This is a genomic window from Enterobacter sp. CRENT-193 (assembly GCF_002787395.1).
Classification (GTDB): Bacteria; Pseudomonadota; Gammaproteobacteria; order Enterobacterales; family Enterobacteriaceae; genus Enterobacter; species Enterobacter hormaechei_C.
Genome location: NZ_CP024812.1, coordinates 860,083 through 885,472, shown reverse-complemented (window position 1 = coordinate 885,472; position 25,390 = coordinate 860,083). Strand labels below are relative to the sequence as shown.

At 57.9% G+C, this 25,390-nt stretch carries 25 protein-coding genes; 14 read left to right on the top strand and 11 right to left on the bottom strand.

All coding sequences use genetic code 11. The annotated features are described in order from the left end of the window. The first annotated feature begins 4 nt into the window (after positions 1 to 4). From rhaD to rhaM, 7 genes are all read left to right on the top strand, one after another. Positions 5 to 835: a rhamnulose-1-phosphate aldolase gene (rhaD, locus tag CU081_RS04395; protein ID WP_022652070.1), complete on the top strand. Its 831-nt coding sequence runs from the start codon at positions 5 to 7 to the stop codon at positions 833 to 835. Positions 836 to 917: 82 nt separating this feature from the next. Further along, positions 918 to 1,904: a rhamnose ABC transporter substrate-binding protein gene (gene rhaS / locus CU081_RS04390; protein WP_003861987.1), complete on the top strand. Its 987-nt coding sequence runs from the start codon at positions 918 to 920 to the stop codon at positions 1,902 to 1,904. Between the two features lie 75 nt (positions 1,905 to 1,979). Then, entirely contained in the window at positions 1,980 to 3,482 is a 1,503-nt protein-coding gene (locus CU081_RS04385; protein ID WP_003861985.1) for a sugar ABC transporter ATP-binding protein, read from the top strand. After that, the gene (locus CU081_RS04380; protein WP_022652071.1) at positions 3,483 to 4,487 is read left to right on the top strand and encodes an ABC transporter permease; all 1,005 of its coding nucleotides are present in this window, start codon (positions 3,483 to 3,485) and stop codon (positions 4,485 to 4,487) included. It abuts the gene before it with no gap. Then, positions 4,484 to 5,488: an ABC transporter permease gene (locus CU081_RS04375; RefSeq protein WP_003861982.1), complete on the top strand. Its 1,005-nt coding sequence runs from the start codon at positions 4,484 to 4,486 to the stop codon at positions 5,486 to 5,488. Before CU081_RS04380 ends, CU081_RS04375 begins: the two co-directional genes overlap by 4 nt. Positions 5,489 to 5,585: 97 nt before the next feature. Further along, complete coding sequence (gene fucO / locus CU081_RS04370) at positions 5,586 to 6,734, top strand: lactaldehyde reductase (RefSeq protein ID WP_022652073.1); 1,149 nt, start codon at positions 5,586 to 5,588, stop codon at positions 6,732 to 6,734. Continuing rightward, positions 6,731 to 7,045, top strand: a complete 315-nt coding sequence (gene rhaM, locus CU081_RS04365; protein WP_022652074.1) for an L-rhamnose mutarotase — start codon at positions 6,731 to 6,733, stop codon at positions 7,043 to 7,045. Before fucO ends, rhaM begins: the two co-directional genes overlap by 4 nt. On the opposite strand, the gene CU081_RS04360 is transcribed toward rhaM, so the two are convergent. The 4 genes from CU081_RS04360 to CU081_RS04345 form a co-directional block, all read right to left on the bottom strand. Then, positions 7,033 to 8,310 (bottom strand): MFS transporter, encoded by a 1,278-nt coding sequence (locus tag CU081_RS04360; protein ID WP_003861977.1) that lies wholly within the window; start codon positions 8,308 to 8,310, stop codon positions 7,033 to 7,035. The two genes, rhaM and CU081_RS04360, sit on opposite strands and share 13 nt — an antisense overlap. Before the next feature lie 44 nt (positions 8,311 to 8,354). Next, on the bottom strand, positions 8,355 to 10,478 hold the full coding sequence (locus tag CU081_RS04355) for an alpha-galactosidase (RefSeq protein ID WP_022652075.1): 2,124 nt from the start codon (positions 10,476 to 10,478) through the stop codon (positions 8,355 to 8,357). Between the two features lie 105 nt (positions 10,479 to 10,583). Continuing rightward, positions 10,584 to 11,579, bottom strand: coding sequence for a LacI family DNA-binding transcriptional regulator (locus CU081_RS04350; RefSeq protein WP_003861974.1), 996 nt, complete (start codon positions 11,577 to 11,579; stop codon positions 10,584 to 10,586). Between the two features lie 17 nt (positions 11,580 to 11,596). Then, on the bottom strand, positions 11,597 to 12,145 hold the full coding sequence (locus CU081_RS04345) for a helix-turn-helix domain-containing protein (protein ID WP_003861973.1): 549 nt from the start codon (positions 12,143 to 12,145) through the stop codon (positions 11,597 to 11,599). 103 nt (positions 12,146 to 12,248) lie between these two features. Here CU081_RS04345 and CU081_RS04340 point away from each other — a divergent pair, with 103 nt between their 5' ends. Together CU081_RS04340 and CU081_RS04335 are read left to right on the top strand one after the other, a co-directional pair. Continuing rightward, a complete protein-coding gene (locus CU081_RS04340) occupies positions 12,249 to 12,908 on the top strand; it encodes an AzlC family ABC transporter permease (protein ID WP_022652076.1) in 660 nt (219 codons plus the stop codon). Then, positions 12,908 to 13,231: an AzlD domain-containing protein gene (locus CU081_RS04335; RefSeq protein ID WP_003861969.1), complete on the top strand. Its 324-nt coding sequence runs from the start codon at positions 12,908 to 12,910 to the stop codon at positions 13,229 to 13,231. Before CU081_RS04340 ends, CU081_RS04335 begins: the two co-directional genes overlap by 1 nt. Positions 13,232 to 13,270: 39 nt before the next feature. Here CU081_RS04335 and CU081_RS04330 read toward each other — a convergent pair whose 3' ends face one another. Together CU081_RS04330 and fdhD are read right to left on the bottom strand one after the other, a co-directional pair. After that, positions 13,271 to 13,483 (bottom strand): DUF1471 domain-containing protein, encoded by a 213-nt coding sequence (locus tag CU081_RS04330; RefSeq protein ID WP_003861966.1) that lies wholly within the window; start codon positions 13,481 to 13,483, stop codon positions 13,271 to 13,273. 114 nt (positions 13,484 to 13,597) lie between these two features. Beyond that, on the bottom strand, positions 13,598 to 14,434 hold the full coding sequence (gene fdhD / locus CU081_RS04325; protein ID WP_003861964.1) for a formate dehydrogenase accessory sulfurtransferase FdhD: 837 nt from the start codon (positions 14,432 to 14,434) through the stop codon (positions 13,598 to 13,600). Positions 14,435 to 14,805: 371 nt separating this feature from the next. On the opposite strand from fdhD, the gene fdnG reads away from it, so the two are divergent. From fdnG to CU081_RS04300, 5 genes are all read left to right on the top strand, one after another. Then, positions 14,806 to 17,856, top strand: a complete 3,051-nt coding sequence (gene fdnG, locus CU081_RS04320) for a formate dehydrogenase-N subunit alpha (RefSeq protein WP_086527948.1) — start codon at positions 14,806 to 14,808, stop codon at positions 17,854 to 17,856. Between the two features lie 12 nt (positions 17,857 to 17,868). Further along, positions 17,869 to 18,771 carry a formate dehydrogenase subunit beta gene (gene fdxH / locus CU081_RS04315; RefSeq protein ID WP_003861960.1) on the top strand — a complete coding sequence of 301 codons (903 nt, stop codon included), beginning with the start codon at positions 17,869 to 17,871 and terminating at the stop codon, positions 18,769 to 18,771. Continuing rightward, positions 18,768 to 19,403 carry a formate dehydrogenase cytochrome b556 subunit gene (gene fdoI, locus CU081_RS04310; protein ID WP_003861958.1) on the top strand — a complete coding sequence of 212 codons (636 nt, stop codon included), beginning with the start codon at positions 18,768 to 18,770 and terminating at the stop codon, positions 19,401 to 19,403. Before fdxH ends, fdoI begins: the two co-directional genes overlap by 4 nt. Then, entirely contained in the window at positions 19,400 to 20,329 is a 930-nt protein-coding gene (fdhE, locus tag CU081_RS04305) for a formate dehydrogenase accessory protein FdhE (RefSeq protein WP_022652077.1), read from the top strand. Before fdoI ends, fdhE begins: the two co-directional genes overlap by 4 nt. A gap of 315 nt (positions 20,330 to 20,644) precedes the next feature. Further along, positions 20,645 to 21,565, top strand: a complete 921-nt coding sequence (locus tag CU081_RS04300) for an alpha/beta hydrolase (protein WP_003861954.1) — start codon at positions 20,645 to 20,647, stop codon at positions 21,563 to 21,565. Between the two features lie 8 nt (positions 21,566 to 21,573). Here the strand turns inward: CU081_RS04300 and fabY are convergent, their stop codons facing one another. The 5 genes from fabY to CU081_RS04275 form a co-directional block, all read right to left on the bottom strand. Then, on the bottom strand, positions 21,574 to 22,515 hold the full coding sequence (gene fabY / locus CU081_RS04295; RefSeq protein ID WP_015569910.1) for a fatty acid biosynthesis protein FabY: 942 nt from the start codon (positions 22,513 to 22,515) through the stop codon (positions 21,574 to 21,576). 44 nt (positions 22,516 to 22,559) lie between these two features. Further along, the gene (dtd, locus tag CU081_RS04290; RefSeq protein ID WP_015569909.1) at positions 22,560 to 22,997 is read right to left on the bottom strand and encodes a D-aminoacyl-tRNA deacylase; all 438 of its coding nucleotides are present in this window, start codon (positions 22,995 to 22,997) and stop codon (positions 22,560 to 22,562) included. Continuing rightward, on the bottom strand, positions 22,994 to 23,875 hold the full coding sequence (locus CU081_RS04285) for a virulence factor BrkB family protein (RefSeq protein WP_058647352.1): 882 nt from the start codon (positions 23,873 to 23,875) through the stop codon (positions 22,994 to 22,996). Before CU081_RS04285 ends, dtd begins: the two co-directional genes overlap by 4 nt. Further along, positions 23,869 to 24,468: a glucose-1-phosphatase gene (gene yihX / locus CU081_RS04280; protein ID WP_003861947.1), complete on the bottom strand. Its 600-nt coding sequence runs from the start codon at positions 24,466 to 24,468 to the stop codon at positions 23,869 to 23,871. The genes CU081_RS04285 and yihX overlap by 7 nt, the downstream gene beginning before the upstream one ends. Before the next feature lie 118 nt (positions 24,469 to 24,586). Next, positions 24,587 to 25,387: a DeoR/GlpR family DNA-binding transcription regulator gene (locus CU081_RS04275; RefSeq protein ID WP_022652079.1), complete on the bottom strand. Its 801-nt coding sequence runs from the start codon at positions 25,385 to 25,387 to the stop codon at positions 24,587 to 24,589. Positions 25,388 to 25,390: the final 3 nt, after the last annotated feature.

Genomic DNA, 25,390 nt, shown 5'->3' with positions numbered 1-25,390 from the left:
CAGTATGCAGACCATCACCACCTCCTGGTTCGTCCAGGGCATGATCAAAGCCACCTCCGACGCCTGGCTGAAGGGCTGGGATGAGCGCAACGGCGGCAACCTGACGCTACGCCTGGACGACGCGGATATCGAGCCATTTGCCTCCGATTTCCACCAGAAGCCGCGCTATATCGCCCTGAGCCAGCCGATGCCGCTGCTCGCCAACACGCCGTTTATCGTCACCGGTTCCGGGAAGTTTTTCCGCAACGTACAGCTGGACCCGGAAGCCAACCTCGGCGTGGTGAAGGTGGACAGCGACGGCGCGGGTTACCACATTCTCTGGGGACTGACGGACGACGCGGTACCGACATCCGAACTGCCGGCGCACTTCCTCTCCCACTGCGAGCGCATCAAGGCGACCAATGGCAAGGACCGCGTAATCATGCACTGCCACGCCACCAACCTGATCGCCCTGACCTACGTGCTGGAAAATAATTCTGATTTCTTCACCCGCAAACTGTGGGAAGGCAGCACCGAGTGTCTGGTGGTGTTCCCGGACGGCGTCGGCATTCTGCCGTGGATGGTGCCGGGTACCGACGAAATCGGCCAGGCGACCGCGACGGACATGCAGAAGCACTCACTGGTGCTGTGGCCGTTCCACGGCGTCTTCGGCAGCGGCCCGACACTGGATGAAACCTTCGGCCTGATCGACACCGCCGAGAAATCCGCGGAGGTGCTGGTGAAGGTCTATTCCATGGGCAGCATGAAGCAGACCATCACCCGGGAAGAGCTGATTGCCCTGGGCAAACGCTTTGGCGTCACCCCGATGCAGTCGGCGTTAGATCTGTACCAATAACAACATCGCGCCCCGCTCACCGAGACGGGGCGAAAACCACCTGCAATCCCTACAACTAATTCAAGTCAGTGGAGTAAAAGCAATGAAAATAAAAGCAAGCTTGATCCTCACCGTTGCCGCTCTGGCGTTGTCCGGTTCCGCTTTAGCAGAAGTGAAAATCGCCCTGGTGGCGAAGTCCTTAGGGAATGGATTCTTCGAGGCAGCGAACGTCGGCGCGCAGGAGGCGGCCAAAGAGTTAGGCGATGTAAAAGTGATTTATACCGGCCCGACCACCACCACGGCGGAAGCGCAGATCGAGGTGCTGAACGGGCTGATCGCCCAGGGCGTGGATGCGATCGCAATTTCCGCGAACGATCCGGACGCCGTCGTGCCGGTGCTGAAAAAAGCGATGCAGCGCGGCATTAAGGTTGTGTCGTGGGATTCCGGGGTGGCGAAAGCCGGGCGTCAGATCCATCTCAACCCGTCCAATAACGCCCTGATTGGCGAAACCAACGTCAAGCTCGCCGCCGATGCCCTGAAAGCGCTGAACGTGGAGAAGGGCGAAGTAGCGGTGCTGAGCGCCACGCCAACCTCCACCAACCAGAACACCTGGATTGCGGAGATGAAAAAGGTGCTGCCGAAGTACCCGTCCGTCAATCTGGTGACCGTGGCCTACGGAGACGATCTCTCTGACAAAAGCTACCGCGAAGCGGTCGGCCTGCTGAAAACCTACCCGGAGCTGAAAGTCATCGTCTCGCCGTCGTCCGTGGGCATTGTGGCTGCCGCGCAGGCGGTGAAGGACCAGGGCAAGATTGGCAAAGTGTACGTCACCGGTTTAGGCCTGCCGTCTGAGATGGCGGGCGCGGTGAAATCCGGCGCGAGCAAGAGCTTTGCCATCTGGAACCCGATTGACCTGGGCTATGCCGCGACTTACTTAGCGGACGATCTGGTGAAAGGCACGGCCACGAAAGGTGAGGCCAGCATGGGCAAACTGGGCAAAGTGAAGCTGGATGCGGACGGCAACGGCGCGATGGCCGAGCCGTTCGTCTACGATGCCAGCAATATTGATAAGTTCTCGAAAATCTTTTGATCCTTTCCCCCCTCACCCTAGCCCTCTCCCAAAGGGAGGGGGTCGGGGTGAGGGTGAACCAAACGGAGAACTATCATGACCCCATTGCTACAGCTTTCTGGCATCACCAAGGTGTTCCCCGGCGTACGTGCTCTTGAGAACGTGCAGCTTGCGCTGTGGCCCGGCAAAGTGACGGCGCTTATCGGCGAAAACGGCGCGGGCAAGTCGACGCTGGTCAAAGTGATGACCGGCATATACCAGCCCGACGAGGGCGAAATTCTCTACAAGGCGATCCCCGTTCACCTTCCAACGCCGGAGTCGGCGCATAAAATGGGTATCACCGCCATACACCAGGAAACCGTCCTGTTTGATGAACTCTCGGTCACCGAAAATATCTTTGTTGGTCAGTACCTTCACAAAGGCTTCCTGAAAAAGCTCGACTGGCCGGAAATGCACCGCCGGGCGCAGGCTATTCTCGCCCGCCTTGAGGTGCAAATCGACCCGCGCGCAACGCTGAAAACCCTAAGCATCGCCCAGCGTCACATGGTGGCGATTGCCCGCGCGCTGTCGTTTGAGGCGCAGGTGGTGATCCTCGACGAACCCACGGCGGCGTTGTCGCAGCATGAAATCCTCGAGTTTTACCAGATTGTGGAGCGCTTAAAGCAGGAGGGAAAAGCCATCCTGTTTATCTCCCACAAGTTCGACGAGATTTTTGAGCTGGCCGATCACTACACCATTTTGCGCGACGGCGTGTTCGTTGGTGCAGGGGCAATAAATGAGATCACCGAGGAGCGGATGGTGTCGATGATGGTCGGGCGCGCCATTACCCAAACCTTCCCGAAAATCGACTGCGAAAAAGGCGAGACGGTGCTGGAGGTGCAAAACCTCTGCCATCCGACCGAGTTTGCGCATATCTCGTTCTCCCTGCGTAAAGGGGAAATCCTCGGCTTTTACGGGCTGGTGGGTGCCGGGCGTACCGAATTGATGCAGGCGCTTTCCGGCGTCACGCGGCCATCGTCCGGGGAAATTATCCTCAACGGACAGCCCCGGCGCTTCCGCCAGCCTGCGGATGCGATCAAAGCCGGTATTGTCTGCGTGCCGGAAGAAAGGCAGAAACAGGGGGCGATTATCGCCCTGCCGATTGCCCAGAACATCAGCCTGCCTCAGCTTAGCACGCTCAATCCGAACGGCGTGCTGCATGACGACCGTGAATGGAAACTGGCGAACGAGTACGCCAAACGCCTGCAAGTGAAAGCCTTCAGCTGGAAGCAGGCGGTGGAGACCCTCTCTGGCGGCAACCAGCAAAAGGTGGTGATCGGCAAATGGCTGGCGACGCACCCTGACGTGATCATCCTCGATGAGCCAACAAAAGGCATCGATATCGGCTCAAAGGCAGCCGTTCATCAGTTTATGTCCGAGCTGGTCAGTCAGGGGCTGGCGGTGATTATGGTCTCGTCCGAACTACCGGAAGTGATGGGCATGGCGGATCGCATTATCGTCATGCACGAGGGGCTGATGGTGGCCGAATACCAGGCGGGAGACGCGACGGCGGAAACCATCGTCAGCGCCGCCAGCGGTGCAAAACAGGAGGCGGCATAAATGCTTAGCTCACTCTTAAAACACCGCGAAGCCCTGCTGGGCGCGGTGATTATCCTGATGATCGTCGCCATTGGCAGCCGCGTGCCATCGTTTATCGCGCCGGGCAACCTGGTGGAGATGTTTAACGACACCGCCATTCTGATCGTCCTCGCGCTCGGGCAGATGATGGTGCTGCTCACTAAAGGCATCGACCTGTCGATGGCGGCCAATCTGGCCCTGACCGGGATGATTGTCGCCCTGATTAACTTCCATTACCCGGACGTGCCCGTCTGGGCGCTGCTGATCCTCGCCAGCGCGCTTGGGCTGCTGATGGGCGCGATAAACGGCCTGCTTGTGTGGAAGCTGGGCATTCCGGCGATTGTGGTAACACTCGGCACCATGAGCATCTACCGCGGAATGATCTTTTTGCTCTCCGGCGGCGGCTGGGTGAACTCCAACCAGATGGGTGCAGACTTCCTCGGCCTGCCGCGTGCGTCAGTGCTGGGCCTGCCGGTGCTGAGCTGGTGCGCCATCGCCGTACTGCTGCTGGTGGGCTACTTCCTGCGCTACAGCCGCACCGGACGGGCGCTCTACACCGCAGGCGGTAACGCCACGGCAGCGTACTACACCGGGATCAACGCCGGGAAAATGCAGTTCATCAGCTTCTGCCTTTCCGGTCTGCTGGCCGGGTTCTGCGGCTACCTGTGGATATCGCGCTTTGCCGTTGCGTATGTTGACGTCGCTAACGGTTTTGAATTGCAGGTGGTGGCAGCCTGCGTGATTGGCGGGATCAGCACCATGGGCGGCACCGGCCGCGTGCTCGGCTGTCTGTTCGGGGCGCTGTTCCTTGGCGTCATCAACAACGCCCTGCCGGTGATCGGCGTCTCCCCGTTCTGGCAGATGGCGATTTCCGGCTCGGTCATTGTCATCGCTGTGCTGCTGAACGAGCGCGGCAACAAGCGCAAAGGCAGGCTGATCCTGCGCGACGCGGCGCTGGCACGTCAGAAACTGGCGGTGAAACCATGAGTAAAATGATGACATCTGAAGAGTTCAAACCCACTTCTGCGCCGGGCATCTTCCAGCGTCTGCTGTGCTGGGAGGGCTTCCTGCTGGCGGTGACGCTGGCGGTGTTTGTGGTGAACGCGCTCGCCTCGCCCTACTTCCTCAATATCTGGAACCTCTCCGACGCGACGTTCAACTTCACGGAAAAAGCGATCATTGTGTTGCCGATGGCGATGCTGATTATCGCCCGGGAAATTGACCTGTCGGTGGCCTCCACCATCGCGCTCAGCTCGACGGTGATGGGCTTTTGCGCGGCGGCGGGCGTCGATACGCCACTGCTGGTGTGCGTGGGATTAGGCGTCGGGCTACTGTGCGGGTTGTTCAACGGCATTCTGGTGACGCGCTTTAACCTGTCGTCCATCGTCATCACCATCGGCACCATGAGCCTGTACCGCGGGATCACCTACATCCTGCTCGGGGACCAGGCGCTGAACAGCTACCCGGAGAGCTTTGCCTGGTTCGGCCAGGGCTACGTCTGGGGCGCGTTGTCGTTTGAGTTCGCGCTGTTTATCGTCCTGGCCGCTCTGTTTGCCTTTGTGCTGCACCGTACCAACTTTGGCCGCCGCACCTACGCCATCGGCAACAACCCGACCGGCGCGTGGTACTCCGGCATCAACGTGAAGCGCCACAACCTGATCCTCTTCGCGCTGGTGGGGCTGATGTCCGGCCTGGCGTCGGTGCTGCTCACCTCGCGTCTGGGCAGCACCCGTCCGACCATCGCGATGGGCTGGGAGCTGGCGGTGGTGACGATGGCGGTGCTCGGCGGCGTCAATATTCTCGGTGGGTCCGGCAGCATGGTGGGCGTGATTATCGCCGCCTTCCTGATGGGGCTGGTGACCTTCGGCCTGAGCCTGCTCAACGTGCCCGGCATTGTGATGTCGGTGATTATCGGCGCGATGCTGATCGTGGTGATTTCGCTGCCGATTATTACCCGCCGGATTATGCAGCGAAGACGGATCTCATAGCCGGGTGGCACTGCGTTTACCCGGCCTGCTTAACCGTAGGCCCGCGCAAGCGCAGCGCCGCCGGGCATAAAATTCACAGTAATTAAGGAGAATTATCATGAGCTTTATGTTGGCACTCCCCAAAATCAGCCTGCACGGCGCGGGCGCGATCGGCGATATGGTCAATCTGGTGGCAAACAAACAGTGGGGAAAAGCGCTGATTGTCACCGACGGTCAGCTGGTGAAGCTGGGCCTGCTCGACAGCCTGTTTACCGCGCTCGACGCCCATCAGATGTCGTATCACCTGTTCGATGAGGTATTCCCGAATCCGACGGAAGCGCTGGTGCAAAAAGGCTATGCGGCATATCAGGATGCGGAGTGTGATTACCTGATTGCCTTTGGCGGCGGCAGCCCGATTGATACCGCCAAGGCAATCAAAATCCTCACCGCCAACCCCGGTCCGTCAACCGATTACTCTGGCGTCGGCAAGGTGAAAAACGCGGGCGTGCCGCTGGTGGCGATCAACACCACCGCAGGCACGGCGGCGGAGATGACCAGCAACGCGGTGATCATCGACTCCGCGCGGCAGGTGAAAGAGGTGATCATCGACCCGAACATCATCCCGGATATCGCCGTGGACGATGCCAGCGTGATGCTCGATATTCCCGCCTCCGTGACCGCCGCAACCGGCATGGATGCGTTGACTCATGCGATTGAAGCCTACGTGTCCGTCGGCGCGCACCCGCTGACCGATGCCAACGCGCTGGAGGCGATTCGCCTGATCAACCTCTGGCTGCCGAAAGCGGTCGACGACGGTCACAACCTGGAAGCGCGCGAGCAGATGGCCTTTGGTCAGTATCTGGCGGGCATGGCGTTTAACAGCGCCGGTCTGGGGCTGGTGCATGCCCTGGCGCACCAGCCGGGCGCGACGCACAACCTGCCGCACGGCGTGTGCAACGCCATTCTGCTGCCGATCATCGAAAACTTTAACCGCCCGAACGCGGTTGCCCGATTTGCCCGCGTGGCGCAGGCGATGGGCGTTGACACGCGCGGCATGAGCGATGAAGCGGCCAGCATGTCAGCCATTCAGGCGATTCGCGACCTGAGCGCCCGGGTCGGCATTCCGTCCGGATTTAGCCAGCTCGGCGTGACCAAAGCCGATATTGAAGGCTGGCTGGATAAAGCTCTCGCAGACCCGTGCGCGCCGTGTAACCCGCGCACCGCCAGCCGCGATGAGGTCCGCGAGCTGTACCTGGAGGCTTTATGATCCGCAAAGCGTTTGTGATGCAGGTAAACCCGGACGCGCACGAGGAGTACGCGCGTCGCCACAACCCGATCTGGCCTGAGCTGGAGGCGGTACTGAAAGCCCACGGTGCGCACCACTACGCCATTTACCTCGACAAAGCCCGCAACCTGCTGTTTGCAACCGTGGAGATTGAATCGGAGGAGCGCTGGAACGCGGTAGCGAATACCGACGTCTGCCAGCGCTGGTGGAAACATATGGCTGACGTTATGCCGTCTAACCCTGACAACAGCCCGGTGAGTGCGGCGCTGAACGAGGTGTTTTACCTGGACTGATGTGTTAACGCTGCTGCCCCAGCGGTAGCAGCAATCTCCCGCCTGCCACTCAGCGTAAACGCCGACACCACCGTGATCGCCAGCACGAAACAGCCCAGTATCAGATACGTCTCCTGGAAGCCGACCCGGTCATACATATTCCCGGCAAAGGCGGAGAGAAAAATCGCCGCCGACTGTTTGGCAAACTGGAAGCCAATCAGGTAGATGGTGGCCGACAGGCGCGTATCAAACACCCCGGTGATGTACTTGAATGCCCCCACCAGCAGGAACGGGACTTCCAGCGCGTGCAGCATCTTCAGGGCAATCACCTCCACGGCGGTGGTGGCAAACGACGATCCGATAATGCGCGTCGCCATGATCACCCCGGCAATCAGCAGCGTGTTTTTCGCACCGATGCGGTTAATGATCCACGGCGAGCAGAACATGATGATCGCGTTACAGATTTCCCCCGCTGTGGTGGCGAAACCAAAGGCGCGGGTCCCCTCCTGCGGCGTGGCGAAGAAGGTTTTGAAGAAGGTAGCAAACTGCTGGTCGAAGACGTCATATACGCAGGCCACGCCAATCACGTACAGGATGAACATCCACATTCTGCGCTGGCGGAACAGGTTGAACACGGTTTTAGCAGTGATCTGCCGCTGGTTCGCGCCCAGGGCGTTCATGACCTGCGCCGTCTGGTTGGGCTTCGGTTTCGCGACCACCAGCAGCAGCATTAGCAACAGCGCCGCCGCCGATCCCATCCAGAAAACATACGACGGATCGATGCCGAACAGGATGCCGCCCGTTGAGGCGCACAGCCCCCAGCCGAGACAGCCGAACATGCGCGCCTTGCCGTACTCAAAAAAGCTGTTGCGGCTCACGCGTTCAATGTAGGCCTCAATCGCCCCCGAACCCGCTGAGAAGACAAAGCCGATATACAACCCACCGCTCAGCGCCCCCAGCCAGATATTGGTTTTCAGCAGCGGGGCGAAGACGTACAGGAAGAACGGCGCGAACAGGAACAGCAGCACCGAAATGATCCAAAGCAAATGTTTTTTCAGCCCCAGCTTGTCCGAAATGACCCCCAGCACCGGCTGGAAGGCAATGGCCGACAGCGAGATGCAGGAGAAAACAATCCCCGTATGGGTTTTGTTCAGGCCGATGATGTCCGACAGCCAGATCGGCAGGAACGGAAAACAGGTGGCCATGATGAAGAAGTAGAGAAAGAAGAACAGCCCGAAGATCCAGAAGTTAGGGTTGTCTTTGTGGGTACAGGTTGTTGTGTTCATTATTTTTATCCTCAACGGAGGGCCGGTTGCCCGGCCCGTCACCCTTACACGCGTTCCACACCAATCAGAATGGTGGTTTCCGGATCCAGAATCGGCAGCGCAATACCCGCCTGCATCAGCCATTCACCGCTTACCGTTTGCGGCGCGTCCATCCACGCCGGCAGCTTGCGCATGGTGTGCCCGCCCTCGCCCGTAATCTGAATGTTCGGGTGATCGAGCAGCGTGATGCGGTACTGCGCGCTGGCGTCTAACCCCGGCATGCGCAGCGGCATCATCAGGGTGTAATCCGGCATCGCGAGCTGGCTGACCAAAAACAGCCCCTGCGTCTTGTCTTCGCTCACTATACCCTGCGCCAGGGTGGTGGCGTCCGGCATATCCACGCGCCACTGGGTGCCGTGATGAATGACCCCGCGCCACCGCTTATACAGCGCGGCGTAATGTCGATAGCCTTCACGCTCCTGCGCGTCGACGGTGAGCGGATCCAGCTCCAGCCCCATGTGACCAAACAGCGCCGTCAGCCCGCGGAACTGAATGCTGTGCTGGCGGAAGGTAGCGTGACATTTATGATGACCGATATGCGCCCCCATCACCTCCGGCGGGAAGAAGTAGCTCATGCCGCGCTGGATAGTGTTGCGCTCCAGCGCGTCGTTATTGTCGGACGCCCAGAAGCGGTGGCAGCGGGTCAGCACTTCATAATCGATTCGCCCGCCGCCGGAGGAGCAGGATTCAAACTCAATGTGCGGGAAACGCTCGCCCAGCACGTCCAGCAGGCGATAAAACTGGCGCGTCTGGGCATCGGCGGCGGCTTTGCCCTTGTGCCCTGGCTGCACCAGCTCGCGGTTCATGTCCCATTTCACGTAGTCGACCGCGTGTTCGCCCAGCAGCCAACTCATGCGCTCGACCAGATAATCAAAGGCCTGCGGAATATTAAGATTGAGCACCAGCTGATGTCGCCCGGTCGCCTGGGCGTAGCCCGGCAGCGCCAGCACCCAGTCAGGGTGCGCGCGGTACAGATCGGAATCCGGGTTAATCATCTCCGGCTCAACCCAGATACCAAACTCCATGCCGAGCTGTTTAACGTGATCGATTACCGGCTTAAGGCCGTTCGGGTATTTTTTCTCGTCCAGATACCAGTCGCCCAGCGCGGCGTGGTCGTCGTTGCGGCCTTTGAACCAGCCGTCGTCAATGATAAAGCGCTCCACGCCCAGCGCTGCGGCCTCGTCGGCCATGCGCATGATGTAGTCCGGATCGTGGTCGAAGTAGATCCCCTCCCAGGTGTTGAGATGCACCGGGCGCGGTTTATCTTCCGGGAAGCGGATAACGTTATCGCGCAGGTAGCGGTGGAACTGCTGGCTCATGCCGTTCAGCCCGTGCGGGGAGTGGCTGGCATACAGGCGTGGCGTCCAGAGCGTTTCCCCCTCTTCAATCGCCATTTCACCCGGCAGGTAGAGCGCTTCGGCCTGCATATAACGGCGGCCATCGGTTTTCGCCTCTGCGCGCAGGCGGTGGTTGCCGCTCCAGCCCAGATGCACACCCCAGACGTGGCCGTGCATTTCACTGAATGACGGCGTACCTGAAATCAGTGCCGGGAAATGTTCGTGGGAGGTTTTACCCCGGCGGTTTTCAATCACGAAGCTGTCGTGCTCAAGCGTAACGCGGTGCGGCTGAAACTCCCTGATCCAGCGTCCGTGGAAGGCCATCACCTCCTGCGCGCGTTCGGCCACCGGCAGCGTCACGGCAAAGCGATCCACCTGCCACGCCAGCGTTTTCAGGTTGGTTAACCCATGGCGCACCACCAGTACGCCGCTGGCATCCAGCGTTATTTCACTGGTCAGGCGCAAGCCTGCATGCTCGTCTTCAGCAGTGATTGTCAGGGCGTTTAACGCCTGCTGCACCTGCGTGGTTTTAAATACCGGCGATCCGTCCAGCCCCTGGCGATGCCCCTCGATGCCCGGCGAGCCAAACAGCCCATGCCCCAGCTCTGCCATCAGCGTGACGGGGGAGTCGACGTCCAGCCTGCCGTTAGCAATCGGGCGCGCAATACTCAGGACATCCTGCGGCGAGAAGTGCTGAAGGTGCGGCCCCCAGTAGAGAATTTCGGCGAACGGGTGGGTTTTTAGCACCACGTCAACCGTATTGCTTTCAAGTCGAAAAATGGCATCTTGCATCGGACATCTCCTGTCATCGGGATGTCCTGAGTTTTGATCCGAAACGTTTCGGATACAAACCAAAACGTTTCGGATCTGTGATCGGGTTTGGAATTTTTCGTGTGATTAGGCCGTCTGGCCTGGGGAGAATTCTGGCTGCCAGAGCACCTGAAGGGTGTCAATGTCGTCGCCGTTAATCAGCTGGCGCACCATATCGGCAATCTGTTTCCCGACGCCCTGACGGGTAGACTGGATCACCGCCGCGACGTCGATATCGACAATGCTGTCCTGCGGTAAGCCGTCATAGACCACCAGCGAGACGGCATTTTCACCGGTTAAGCGTCCCATCTGCGCCAGGGCCATCGCTGCGCCGTCGCCGTGGGTGTTGCAGTCGGTAATGATGGCCGTGGGCGGCTGCGGCAGGGAGAGAAGTTCTTGCGTGGTGGCATAACCCACGCGGCGCGAAGGAGGCATGGCGCGCAGCCATTCGCTGGAAAGTCCGGCTTCCCGCAGCGCGTCCAGGTAGCCCTGGCGGCGCTGGGTGATGAATGCCTGGTTGTTGCTTTCGCCCAGCAGCGCAATGCGCTGATGGCCTTTCTCGATCAGCCAGCGGGTGGCCTGATACGTACCGGCATAGTTGTCGAAATCGAACCACGCGTACGGCTGCGGGAGCTGGCTGCGGCCTAGCGCCAGAAACGGAAACCCGGCGGCCTGAAGCTGCTCAAGACGCGGATCGTGATCCAGCGTATGCGCCACTATCAGCGCATCCACGCGTCGGCTCTGCACCATGCGCATATAGCTGTGTTTGTCCGCCAGATCGTCGTCAGCGATGAGCAGCAGGTCAATCTCATGTCGCGCCAGTTCGTGGCTAATTTCGCCGACCATGTCCATAAAAACGCTGTTATTGAGCGGAACAGGATGCACCGGAAATACCAGCCCGACGGCGTCGATTTTGCCCATCTTCAGGCGACGGGCAAAGGTATTTGGTCGGTAGCCACGGCGCTGGGCCTCCGCTTCCACGCGGGCGCGCGTCTCAGCAGAAACGTCGTCATATCCGTTGAGGGCGCGGCTGACGGTGGTAACAGACAGCCCCAGTTCTTTGGCAATGGCTTTAAGCGACATGATTTTCCGTATCTTCTTTAGTTTTGTTCCGCCACCAGCAGCGCGTGCGTATCGGGCTCCAGCGCCTTAAAGATATGCGGCTGGTCAGCAGGGTAGCAAATGTAATCTCCCGGGCCGAGTTCTTCCGCCGCGTCGATCAGACCGACCATCGCCCGCCCCTGGGTCACGATAATATGCTCAACCGAACCAGGCGGATGGGGCTGGGAAATACGGTCTGCCCCCGGCTGAGTCAGCAGCAGATAGATATCACGACGCGCGCCCGGCGGACACGCCGCGAGCAAAATCGCCTCGTAGTTCGCCTGCCCGGCGACGACTTTTGTGCCCTCGCCGCGGCGGATCACCTGCGTGACGGGTTGCTGCGGCTCCAGTAACCGGGCAAACGGAATATCCAGCGCCACGCAAAGCGACCACAGCGTTTCCAGGCTAGGATTGCCGTTGCCAGACTCCAGTTGTGAAAGCGTGGATTTGGCGATCCCGGCACGGCGGGCAATTTCCGCCAGTGAGAGCCCGGTTCGCAGGCGTTCTCGTACCAGGCTTTTGGCGATCACGCTGATTGGCTGCGTCATAAAAACGGCCTCTTTCTCTCTATAACGAACGAATCGTTCGCCTTGTAAAACGATTTTGATGCGTTCATTATAATGGAAATACGTTCGATATGGCTAAAATGGTATGAAGAAACACCTCTCCTGTCTGAAAGGCGACACGATAAAAGCGATCGTCCTGGTCTGCCTCGCGGTGGGCGTAGTCGGCATGTCTTATGGCTCACTGGCGATGGCCTACGGTTTCCCGCTGTGGGTGCCGTTTGTCCTCTCCCTCACGGTGCTGGCAGGCGCATCCGAGTTTATGTTTATTGGCATCGTGGCAAGCGGCGGCAATCCGCTGGCAGCGGCCGCGGCCGGTTTACTGGTAAACGCACGCCATGTGCCGTTCGGCGTAACGGTGCGTGACCTGGTGGGCAAGCGCGGCCTGAGCTTTCTGGGCTGTCATATTATGAACGATGAAAGCGTGGTGTTCGGCCTTTCGCAAAAAACCGCCGAGCAGCGTAAAGCGGCCTACTGGCTGTGCGGCCTGGGCGTGGCAATTATCTGGCCGCTGGGGGCGGTACTGGGGGCGATGGTCGGCAAGCTGCTGCCAGACCCGGAAACCATCGGGCTGGACGCGGTGTTCCCGGCGATCCTGCTGGCGTTAGTGGTGCCGGCATTTAAAAACCGTACCACGCTGATCCGCGCCTGTAGCGGCGCAGTGTTGTCGCTGGCCGCCGTACCGTTTGCGCCGGTGGGTCTGCCGGTGCTGCTCTCTTTGCTCGGCCTTGCCGCGAGGAAAAAATAATGGAAAACATGACGGTCTTTATTCTCGGCATCGCCATTCTTTCTGCCGGAACCTATCTGATGCGTCTTGGCGGAGCGAAACTTGGCAACCGGCTGGCGCTTTCAGAACGGTCGCAGGCGCTGCTTTCAGACGCGGCTACCGTTTTGCTGTTCTCCGTCGCGTTGGCGACAACGTTTTATGAAGGGGACCATTTTGCCGGGATGGCACGTGTGCTGGGCGTGGGGTTCGCGGTGTTTCTGGCCTGGCGCAAAATGCCGTTAATTGTGGTGATCGTCGCGGCGGCGGTGGTGACCGCACTGCTGCGTCTGGCAGGCATAAACTAAAAAGCGCCCCAGGGGCGCTCTTTCGACGGTATAGCGGAATTATTTGTTCAGTTCAGCGGTCATGTGTACGCGGTTACCGGTGAATGCCTGGGTAATTTTGTAGGATGACGCGCCCGCTTCCTGAGCCTGTGCAGCGATTTTAGCTTCTGCACCATCCAGGGTAGAGGCGGATGCGGTCACTGTCTGCGCAGCGAAAGAACCAAAAGAGGTAGCCAGAGCGATTACTGCGACAAAAGTTTTGATGCTTTTCATGAGATAAACCCTTTCGTTAAGTTGTTTAGATAAGGCGCCGTGCCTTGATGAGATAAATATTAGACCTCATCATGAACAACTAAAAGCGGAAGGATTTGCTATACTCATTCAAAATTACTGATCAACTATCAATCGCTGCGGATGGGTGTAAATAGTTGCTCTACCCGGCTTGCAGAACCCCACCAGCGTCAGGTTGCAGCGCTCCGCCACTTCCACCGCCAGCGTGGTTGCCGCTGACACCGCAAACAGAATTTCCACGCCGCACATGGCGGACTTTTGCACCATCTCATAGCTGGCGCGGCTGGAGACTAACGCCGCGCCCTGCTGCCAGACGTTGCTTTCCCGAGCGCGGCGACCTAACAGCTTATCCAGCGCGACGTGGCGGCCCACATCTTCATGACCGCCGGCAATGTTGCCTGACGGCAATATCCATGCCGCCGCGTGGGTACAGCCGCTGAGCTGACCGATGGGTTGCACGTCGTTCAGGTGCTCAAGCGCCCGATCAAGGTGCGCCAGATTGAACGTCTGGGTGAACGGCAGCGGGATAATGGGTTTGCCGATATCGTTAAGCTGTTCAACGCCGCACACGCCGCAGCCGGTACGTCCGGCCAGCGCCCGGCGGCGCTCTTTCAGCCCCATAAAGCGGCGGCTGGAGAGTTCGATTTGCACTTCAAGACCATTACAGGCATGAACCACATCCATGCCGTAGATCTCCTGCGGATGCGCAATGATGCCTTCCGAGAGGGAAAAACCTATGGCGAACAGCTCCAGATCTTTCGGCGAGGCCATCATCACCACATGCGAAATACCGTTGTAAACCAGGGCAACGGGGACCTCTTCCGCCAGAAAATCCGGCGTGGCATGTGAAATGTGAGGCGGTCTGTGTACCGACAGTTCCACAATACCCGCAGGCAGTGGCGACGCGTGGGCAACACGGTTTTGTTTAGACACAACGGTATTCCTGAACAACCACGGAAGTGAGCCTGCTATTGCAACACAAACGGCAGGCCTTACGCATAGTATGGATCAACTTTTCAGCAACCATTCTCCTACTCAATACGGAGGGGTGCAACCGATCACCTGCTACACCTCTTTAACATGCACAGGTTAAAATGTGATTTATATCACATTTTATAATCAATGCCGTGATAATACGTTCACTTTGTTTTAACCCCGTTGGAACAGGCGTACCGACATTGTGGTATTCTGGGCTTATCCCTCGGAGAAATGAGGGATTAACGCAAATTTTTCTCCTTTGCGGTTAATTCTCAACCGCAAAGTAAAACTACATAGCAATGTCGTAATGAACCAAGGAGTGACCCATGCAGGTCAGCAGAAGGCAGTTCTTTAAGATCTGCGCTGGCGGTATGGCAGGCACCACGGCGGCGGCACTGGGCTTTGCGCCCGGTGTAGCGCTGGCGGAAACACGGCAGTATAAACTGCTGCGCACCCGCGAAACCCGTAACACCTGTACGTACTGCTCCGTCGGCTGTGGGCTGTTAATGTATAGCCTCGGCGACGGTGCGAAAAACGCCAAAGCATCTATTTTCCACATCGAAGGCGATCCGGATCACCCGGTAAACCGTGGTGCACTCTGTCCGAAAGGGGCCGGTCTGGTAGATTTTATCCACTCCGAAAGCCGCCTGAAGTTTCCTGAGTATCGCGCTCCCGGCTCTGACAAATGGCAGCAAATCAGCTGGGAAGAAGCGTTCGATCGCATCGCTAAGCTGATGAAAGAAGACCGCGATGCCAACTTTATCGCGAAGAATGCCGAAGGCACCACCGTTAACCGTTGGCTCTCCACCGGCATGCTGTGTGCTTCAGCGTCCAGTAACGAAACCGGCTATTTAACCCAGAAATTTACGCGCGCACTCGGTATGCTCGCGGTCGACAACCAGGCGCGTGTCTGACACGGACCAACGGTAGCAAGTCTTGCTCCAACATTTGGTCGCGGTGCGATGACCAACCACTGGGTCGACATCAAGAACGCCAACCTTATTGTGGTGATGGGCGGTAACGCCGCTGAAGCGCACCCTGTCGGGTTCCGCTGGGCGATGGAAGCCAAAATCCACAACGGCGCGAAGCTGATTGTGATCGATCCCCGCTTTACGCGTACAGCGTCAGTGGCGGATTTCTACACCCCTATTCGTTCAGGTACTGACATCACTTTCCTGTCAGGCGTATTGCTGTACCTGATGACCAACGAAAAATATAACCGCGAGTACACCGAAGCCTATACCAACGCCAGCCTGATCGTGCGTGAGGATTACCACTTCGAAGATGGCCTGTTCAGCGGTTACGACGCCGAAAAACGCAAGTACGACAAAACCAGCTGGAACTACGAGCTGGACGAAAACGGCTTTGCGAAGCGCGACACCACCCTGCAACACCCCCGCTGCGTGTGGAACCTGCTGAAAGAGCACGTTTCCCGCTACACGCCGGAGGTTGTCGAAAACATCTGTGGGACGCCGAAAGCGGATTTCCTGAAGGTGTGCGAGCTGATTGCGGAAACCAGCGCGAAAGATAAAACCGCGTCGTTCCTGTATGCGCTCGGCTGGACGCAGCACTCCATCGGCGCGCAGAACATCCGCACCATGGCGATGGTTCAGCTGCTCCTCGGCAACATGGGGATGGCAGGCGGCGGCGTGAACGCCCTGCGCGGTCACTCCAACATTCAGGGTCTGACCGACCTCGGCCTGCTGTCTCAGAGCCTGACGGGTTACATGAACCTGCCGAGCGAGAAACAGACTGACCTGCAAACCTACCTGACGGCCAGCACGCCAAAACCGCTGCTCGAAGGCCAGGTGAACTACTGGGGCAACTATCCGAAGTTCTTCGTCTCGCTGATGAAAGCCTTCTACGGCGACAAGGCGACGGCGGAAAACAGCTGGGGCTTTGACTGGCTGCCGAAGTGGGACAAAGGTTACGACGTACTTCAGTACTTCGAAATGATGCACCAGGGCCAGGTCAACGGCTATATCTGCCAGGGCTTTAACCCGGTGGCGTCGTTCCCGAACAAGAACAAGGTTGTCGAGTCTCTGTCGAAGCTGAAGTTCCTGGTGACGATTGACCCGCTCAATACCGAAACGTCGACGTTCTGGCAGAACCACGGTGAGTCGAACGACGTCGATCCGTCGAAGATTCAGACCGAAGTGTTCCGTCTGCCGTCCACCTGCTTCGCGGAAGAGAACGGGTCTATCGTCAACTCCGGCCGCTGGTTGCAGTGGCACTGGAAAGGCGCAGACGCCCCGGGCATCGCCCTGAATGACGGCGAGATCCTGGCCGGCATCTTCTTACGCCTGCGTAAGATGTACGCCTCTGAGGGCGGCGCAACGCCTGAGCCGGTACTGAACATGACCTGGAACTACTCGACGCCGGAAAACCCAGCGCCGGAAGAAGTGGCCATGGAGAGCAACGGTAAAGCGCTGGCGGACGTTATCGACCCGGCGACCGGTGCGGTGCTGGCGAAGAAAGGCGATCAGCTCAGCACCTTCGCGCACCTGCGCGATGACGGTACGACGTCAAGCGGCTGCTGGATCTTTGCCGGGAGCTGGACGCCGAAAGGCAACCAGATGGCCAACCGCGATAACGCCGACCCGTCGGGCCTCGGTAATACGCTGGGCTGGGCATGGGCGTGGCCGCTTAACCGCCGCATCCTCTATAACCGTGCCTCCGCTGATCCGCAGGGCAACCCGTGGGATCCGAAGCGTCAGCTTCTGAAGTGGGACGGCGCGAAATGGGGCGGCGTGGATATTCCGGACTACAGCACTGCCGCACCAGGCAGCGATGTCGGGCCGTTTATCATGCAGCCTGAAGGGATGGGCCGTCTGTTTGCTATCGATAAGATGGCGGAAGGGCCATTCCCGGAACACTACGAGCCGTTTGAGACGCCGCTGGGTACTAACCCGCTGCACCCGAACGTGGTCTCTAACCCGGCAGCCCGTATCTTCAAGAGCGATTTTGAAGCGCTGGGTAAAAAGGACAAGTTCCCGTATGTCGGCACCACTTACCGTCTGACCGAGCACTTCCACTACTGGACCAAGCACGCGCTGCTGAATGCCATCGCGCAGCCGGAACAGTTTGTGGAGATCGGCGAGAAGCTGGCGAACAAACTCGGCATTGCCCATGGCGATACCGTGAAGGTCTCCTCTAACCGCGGCTACATCAAAGCCAAGGCGGTGGTGACCAAGCGTATTCGCACGCTGAACGTTCACGGTCAGCAGGTGGATACCATCGGCATCCCGATTCACTGGGGTTATGAGGGCGTGGCGAAGAAAGGGTTCATTGCGAACACCCTGACGCCGTTCGTCGGTGATGCGAACACGCAGACGCCGGAGTTTAAGGCCTTCCTCGTGAACGTGGAAAAGGTGTAACGGAGACGACTTATGGCTTATCAATCTCAAGACATTATCCGTCGTTCCGCGACTAACGGTTTCACGCCCGCGCCTCAGGCGCGGGACCACCAGCAGGAAGTGGCGAAGCTTATCGACGTGACCACCTGTATCGGCTGTAAAGCCTGTCAGGTGGCCTGCTCTGAGTGGAACGACATCCGTGACGAAGTGGGTCACAACGTCGGGGTGTACGACAACCCGGCGGACCTGACCGCCAAGTCCTGGACGGTAATGCGTTTCTCGGAAGTGGAGCAGAACGACAAGCTGGAATGGCTTATTCGCAAAGACGGCTGTATGCACTGTGCGGATCCGGGCTGCCTGAAGGCGTGTCCGTCAGAAGGGGCTATCATTCAGTATGCCAACGGCATCGTCGACTTCCAGTCCGAGCAGTGCATTGGCTGCGGCTACTGCATCGCGGGCTGTCCGTTCGACGTGCCGCGCATGAACCCGGAAGACAACCGCGTCTACAAATGTACGCTGTGCGTTGACCGCGTAAATGTCGGCCAGGAGCCAGCGTGCGTGAAGACCTGTCCAACCGGCGCTATCCACTTTGGCTCTAAAGAGGATATGAAAACGCTGGCGGCAGAGCGCGTGGGCGAGCTGAAAACTCGTGGTTACGATAACGCGGGCCTCTACGATCCGGCCGGGGTTGGCGGTACGCACGTCATGTACGTGCTGCACCACGCCGACAAGCCGAACCTGTATCACGGCCTGCCGGAGAACCCGGAAATCAGCGCCACCGTGAAGTTCTGGAAAGGTATCTGGAAACCGCTGGCCGCGGTCGGTTTTGCGGCCACCTTCGCAGCGAGCATCTTCCACTACGTCGGCGTTGGTCCGAACCGCGCGGAAGAGGAAGACGACAACCTGCATGAAGAGAAAGACGAGGTGCGCAAATGAGAAAACGTGACACCATCGTGCGCTACACCGCGCCGGAACGTATCAACCACTGGGTCACCGCCTTCTGCTTCATGCTGGCGGCGATAAGCGGGCTGGGGTTCTTCTTCCCGTCCTTCAACTGGCTGATGCAGATCATGGGGACACCACAGCTGGCGCGTATACTGCACCCGTTTGTGGGCGTCATCATGTTCGCGTCGTTCATCATCATGTTTTTCCGTTACTGGCACCATAACCTAATCAATCGGGATGATATCTTTTGGGCGAAGAATATTCGTAAGATCGTCGTCAACGAGGAAGTAGGTGATACCGGGCGTTATAACTTCGGCCAGAAATGCGTATTCTGGGCGGCGATTATCTTCCTGGTCCTGTTGCTGGTGAGCGGCGTGATCATCTGGCGTCCGTACTTTGCGCCTGCTTTCTCAATCCCGGTGATCCGATTTGCGCTAATGCTGCATTCATTTGCCGCAGTAGCGTTAATTGTGGTTATCATGGTGCATATTTACGCCGCCCTCTGGGTGAAAGGCACCATTACCGCGATGGTGGAAGGCTGGGTCACCAAAACGTGGGCGAAGAAACATCACCCGCGCTGGTACCGTGAAGTCCGCCAGAAACAGGAAAAGTCATCTGAATGAGTATTCGCATAATCCCGCAAGATGAGCTGGGGTCGAGCGAGAAACGTACGGCGGAGTATATTCCGCCGTTGTTATTCCCCAGACTCAAGAACCTCTACAACCGCCGCGCAGAGCGTCTGCGCGAGCTGGCAGAGAACAACCCGCTGGGCGATTTTCTGCGTTTTGCCGCGCTGGTCGCCCATGCGCAGGAAGTGGTGCTGTACGACCATCCGCTGCAAATGGACCTGACCGCACGCATCAAAGAAGCCAACGAGCAGGGCAAGCCGCCGCTGGATATTCACGTCCTGCCGCGCGACAAGCACTGGCATAAGCTGCTGCATTCCCTGATCGCCGAGCTGAAGCCGGAGATGAGCGGCACGGCGCTGGCGGTCATTGAGAACCTGGAAAAAGCCTCCGATCAGGAGCTGGAAGAGATGGCGAGCGCGCTGTTTGCGTCCGACTTCTCGCTGGTGAGCAGCGATAAAGCACCGTTCATCTGGGCTGCGCTGTCGCTCTACTGGGCGCAAATGGCGAGCCTGATCCCAGGCAAAGCCCGCGCCGAATACGGCGAAGCGCGCCAGTTCTGTCCGGTGTGTGGTTCAATGCCGGTCTCCAGCATGGTACAGATTGGTACGACACAGGGGCTGCGCTACCTGCACTGCAACCTGTGTGAAACCGAGTGGCACGTGGTGCGCGTGAAGTGCAGCAACTGCGAGCAGACCCGCGATCTGAACTACTGGTCGCTGGAAAACGAAGACGCGGCGGTGAAAGCCGAAAGCTGCGGCGACTGCGGAACCTACCTGAAGATTCTGTATCAGGAAAAAGACCCGAAAGTCGAAGCGGTGGCCGACGATCTCGCCTCGCTGATTCTGGACGCGAAGATGGAGCAGGAGGGCTTTGCCCGCAGCTCGATCAACCCGTTCCTGTTCCCGGGTGAAGGGGAGTAATCTCCTGTGACAGTGCCGGGCGGCGCGAGCTTGCCCGGCCTACACCTCGACAGCAATACCTGCCGTCTTATATGCCAGATGCTCTTCAGCCCGTAGTCCAGGATCCGTCTAAAGACGCGTTATCGCTTTAGCATCGCTTCCACGGCAAATCTCAGGCAACATCCGCACTTTATGTCTGTGACGAAAGCAGATAATAAAAAAGCTCTCGCCTTTGCGAGCAGCTTTCAAGACTTTTCCCCTCAATAATATTCTTGTTTTCTTTTGTATCAAATCAGGCTATAAAGCTGTACATTCATACAGTTAAAAGATGTTTTCATGGCACTGGAAAAGGGTATTGAACGGCTGGTTCAAGGATTTATCGCTGCAGGTCGCCCCTCATCGCGTCGCCAGACAATTGAGGTACGACGAGCAGGCTATATTGCCAGCACGGAGCTTGCCGGGAAGACCGAAACGCGCGTTCAGCTGGAGACGCTTGTTCTTGAGGGTCTTACCATTCGGGTATTTTCACCTCTCAATGCGCCTGAAATATTGCCTGCTGCCATCTACTACCACGGCGGATGTTTTATCAGCGGCGGCTTTGATACCCATGACAACCAGCTCCGTCAGTTAGCCTACTACGGCAATTGCCGGGTGATTGCGATTCAGTACAGACTGGCGCCGGAGCATACCTTCCCCGCCGCACATGACGATGCTGAAAGAGGTGCGAATCTGGTCTGGCAGTATGCAGACGAATTAGGCGTGGATAAGAACCGACTCACCCTCTGTGGAGACAGCGCAGGAGGGCATTTGGCGCTGGTAACGTCATTGCGGCTTAAGGCAAAAGGGCTCTGGGATCCCGCGCAGCTCATTCTTATCTATCCCATGCTCGACGCTACGGCCAGTCTTGAAAGCTATACCCTCAATGGCATGGATTACGTGATTACTCGCGATACCCTTTTGAGCGGCTATGAAATGTATCTGGCTGGAGCCGACCGTCAGCATCCTGAAGTCAGTCCACTGTGGCGCAACGACTTTAGCGGTCTGCCGAAGGTCCATATTGTTACCGCTGAGTATGATCCGTTACGTGACGAAGGCGAGGCGCTTTATCAGCGCCTCACGGCGCAAGGCGTGAAGTGTACCGCTCAACAATGGCGGGGTGTAATTCACGGCTTCTTCCAGTTGGGTGGAATTAGCCAGTCAGCGCGAGACATTATGCGAGATATTGCCTGGCGCATTAACCATGCCGGGCGAGAGTGAGAAGGAGACTACTCCTCCTCGTTCCCACCCTCTTCATACGCGCCATACGGCTTCGCAGGCAGAACGATATAGGTGCCTTCAAACACCGCGCCTGGCGTTTCATCGCCGAACAGCTCAACCTGCATCTGTACGCGTGCTTTACGTCCACGCGCCAGACGGTCGAGATCGCCGCCCAGTGCGCCCAGGTCAGCTACCGCGCTCGGCTTGCCGCTGATCGGCGCGCTGTAGCGGATATGGGCATCGGCCAGAATAATGGTGCCGCCGAGATGACGTTCGCGCAGCATCAGCCAGATCAGTCCCCATCCGGTGAGCGTGGCGAGTGAAAACAGGCTGCCGGCAAACAGGGTATGGTGCGGGTTCTGGTTGCCGGTTTCCGGCATGGTGGTGATAAATTTTTGTCCGGTATACTGCTGAATACGCACGCCCATTTTTTCACTGAGCGGTATGTGCTGATACCACGCCTGCTGGAGCTGCCCGCACCAGTCGGCGCGATGGAGAATATCGTCCAGCGTGGCGATGGGTTTGATCATCAAAAAGTGACGAATCGGCGTAGTTTGCGGGGCGGTGATTTCCCCCTGATTCACGAAACCAAGCTTGGCAAAGAACTCAACGGCATCTTCGCGGGCGCTACAGGTGACGCGCTTGACCCCTTCCTGACGGGCAACGGATTCCAGCGTCATTGCCATCAGCGTTCCAAGGCCTTTGTCCTGCACGGAGGGATGAACGGCCATAAAGCGGATTGAAGCTTCGTTGTCGGCATTGATGTACAGACGTCCCACGGCAACGAGGTTGCCCTCTTCATCAACCACCATCTGGTGGTGCGCCATCGCGTCCCAGGCGTCGCGTTCAGAGCCTTTCGGTTGATGCAGTGGTTTGCGCAGCATTTCCCAGCGGAAATGGTAATAAGCGTCTAATTCTTCTTCCGTTTGCGGTACTCGAAGGTGATACATAGCTGTACTCTCTCTTGTTACCCGCGGCCATACCGCCAGTTGGCTCATACCTGGAGCCAGAATGTGACGGGGCCATCGTTCACCAGCGAAACCTGCATATCCGCAGCGAATCGTCCGGTTTGTGTATTCATGTCCTGTTGGCGACAGCGCTCAACAAAGTACTCGTATAGAGCTTCTGCGCGATCCGGTGCCGCGCCCTTCGAAAAACTCGGCCGCATGCCGCGTTCGGTATCCGCAGCCAACGTAAACTGGGAAACCACCAGCACGCTGCCGCCCGCCTGCTGAACGTTCAGGTTCATCTTGCCTTCCGCATCGCTGAAAATGCGGTAGCCCAGCACGCGCTCACATAAGCGGTTAGCTTTTTGTTCGTCGTCATCTTTTTCGACACCCAGGAGCACCAAAAGTCCTGGGCCAATTTCACCCGTCACCTCATCCGCCACGGTGACGCTGGCACGGGTTACGCGCTGAATCAATGCAATCATGGTTGGTCTGCTTCTTGTTGTTTTTCAGCTTCTGCTGCTTTTTTGAGTTCGCGGTAGACTCCGAGAGTGACAGTTATTTCGGCGCCAAGCAAGACGATACACCACGTCCAGTAGACCCAGACAAACAAAATGGGGATCACCGCCAGCACACCGTAAATCAGCTGATAAGAGGGGAACATGGTGATATAAAGCGCGAATCCTTTCTTGCCCAGCTCAAAGAGCAACGCCGCGACCAGCGCACCCACCACGGCATCCCGGTTGGGTACGCGCGTGGTTGGTACCACGCTGTAGAGCAGCCAGAACGAAAGCCACGATAAAATCAGCGGGAAGATACGCAGCACGTTATCGATCACGCTGTTTAAGTCGGTCGCCCAGCGCAGCGAAAGAAGGTAGGAGCTGATCGCCAGGCTTGCCCCCGCCAGCAATGGGCCAAGGGTTAAAATCATCCAGTAGACGGCAAAGGAGTAAACCTTCGGGCGGACTTTTTTGCTCCGCCAGATGGTGTTGAGCGCACTGTCGATGGAGTACATCAGCAGCAGCGCGGTAACAATAAGCCCACACGCCCCCATCGCCGTCATCTTGCTGGAGTTTGCGACAAACTGCTCAATGTAGTTCTGGATCACATCGCCGGTGGCAGGAATAAAGTTTGCGAAAACAAAATGGCGAAGCTGCATGCTCACATCGGCAAACATTGGAAATGCCGAAAAAAGCGCAAAAATCACCGCCACCAGCGGCACCAGCGAGAGCAACGACACGTAAGCGAGATTGCCCGCCAGCGTGGTCATGTTGTCCTCATCAATGCGATGCCAGAGGAGTTTCAGCCACGCCCTCAGCGGGCGCGTGTGGTGATTGGCTTTTTGATGAACGGTTTTTAGCATAACTGCTTCGCAAAGTAGTTCGGTATCGTCTCTTTTCCGGTCACCAGAATGGAGGTGATACCTAACTGATTAGCCCCTTCTATATTATCGGCGTTGTCGTCAAAAAAGACCGCATCCGCTGCCGTGAATCCTTCTTCCTGCAATACTGCCTGATAGATGCGCGCCTCAGGTTTACGCATCCCCATCTCCTGGGAGAGATACACTTTATCTGCCGCCGCGTGAATTTCCGGGTATTCATCCGGCCAGAAGGTGGTATGCAGGCGGTTAGTATTAGACAGCACGACAACACGATGCCCCTGCTCGCGCAGCTTGTGCATGATGTCGATCACTTCCGGGCGGATCGCGACAAATATGGCCTGCCAGCCGTGGGAAAACTGCTCGTAGCTTAACGAAAGACCCATTTCCTGGCAGAAACGCTCTGCGAACGCTTCGTCGCTGATCTCACCTCGCTCGTGCAGATGGAAAGTCTCACCCATCGCGAAATTCTGCTTTAACGTCGCCAGCGGAACACGGCTAAAATCGCTCCATGCGCCCAACACCCGGTTAAAATCGATATCGACGATTACATTTCCTAAGTCAAAGATATAAAGCATGTTTATCTCCTTTCGCCGTGGAGAAGTAACTGTAGCGGGAAAGAGAAACTTTAGCTATGCGCCAGATTCAGCTTAGAGAAAGGAAAGGCCCGAATCGCAATATCGGGCCATAGGATGATCAGCCAGCCTGCTGTTCTTCTCCGGAATTGACTTCGACAACCTCAACCTTGCTGGATTTGAGGTGATTTTGCAGCGCCGGGCCGGGCAGTTCATCAGTGAACAGCGCCGTCGCCTGCGCCACGTTGCCAATTTCAACCGCCGCGGAGGCGTGGTATTTCGTATGATCGGCCGCCAGTAAAATGTGGCGGGAGTGGGCAATCATGGTTTTCACCACGCTGGCTTCGTTAACGTCAAATTCCATCATCGCGCCGTCGTGCTCTATCGCCCCGACGCTGGTGACCAGGTAATCTGCGCGAAATCCTGACACGAACGCCGTTGCCGCAGGACCGATAATGCCGCCGTTATGCGGGCGCAGCGTACCGCCGGGCACCATCACCTCAAAGCGCGGATTCTTATAAAGAATGTGCGCCACCCGCAGGCTGTTAGTGATGATGCGCAGATGATTATGGTTAAGCAGTGCCCGGGCAACGTGCTCCACGGTCGTCCCGATGGTGATAAAAATGGTCGAACCGTCGGGAATATAGTCCGCAATCGCTTCGGCAATCGCCCGTTTCTCTTCGGTAAGCGAGACTTCACGCTGCTCGAACGCCGTGTTCATCACGCTGGATGCCCTGCCCGCCCCGCCATGATGACGCGTGATCAGCCCCTGCTCGCTGAGCTTACGGATATCCCGACGCACGGTTTGCGTCGACACATCCAGCAGCTGCGCCAGTTCATCAATGTTCATATAGCCGCGATCGGCAATCAGCGTCAGCAGCTGATCGTGACGCGGGTTGCCGGTCAGTTCGGTAAGGCTCATGGT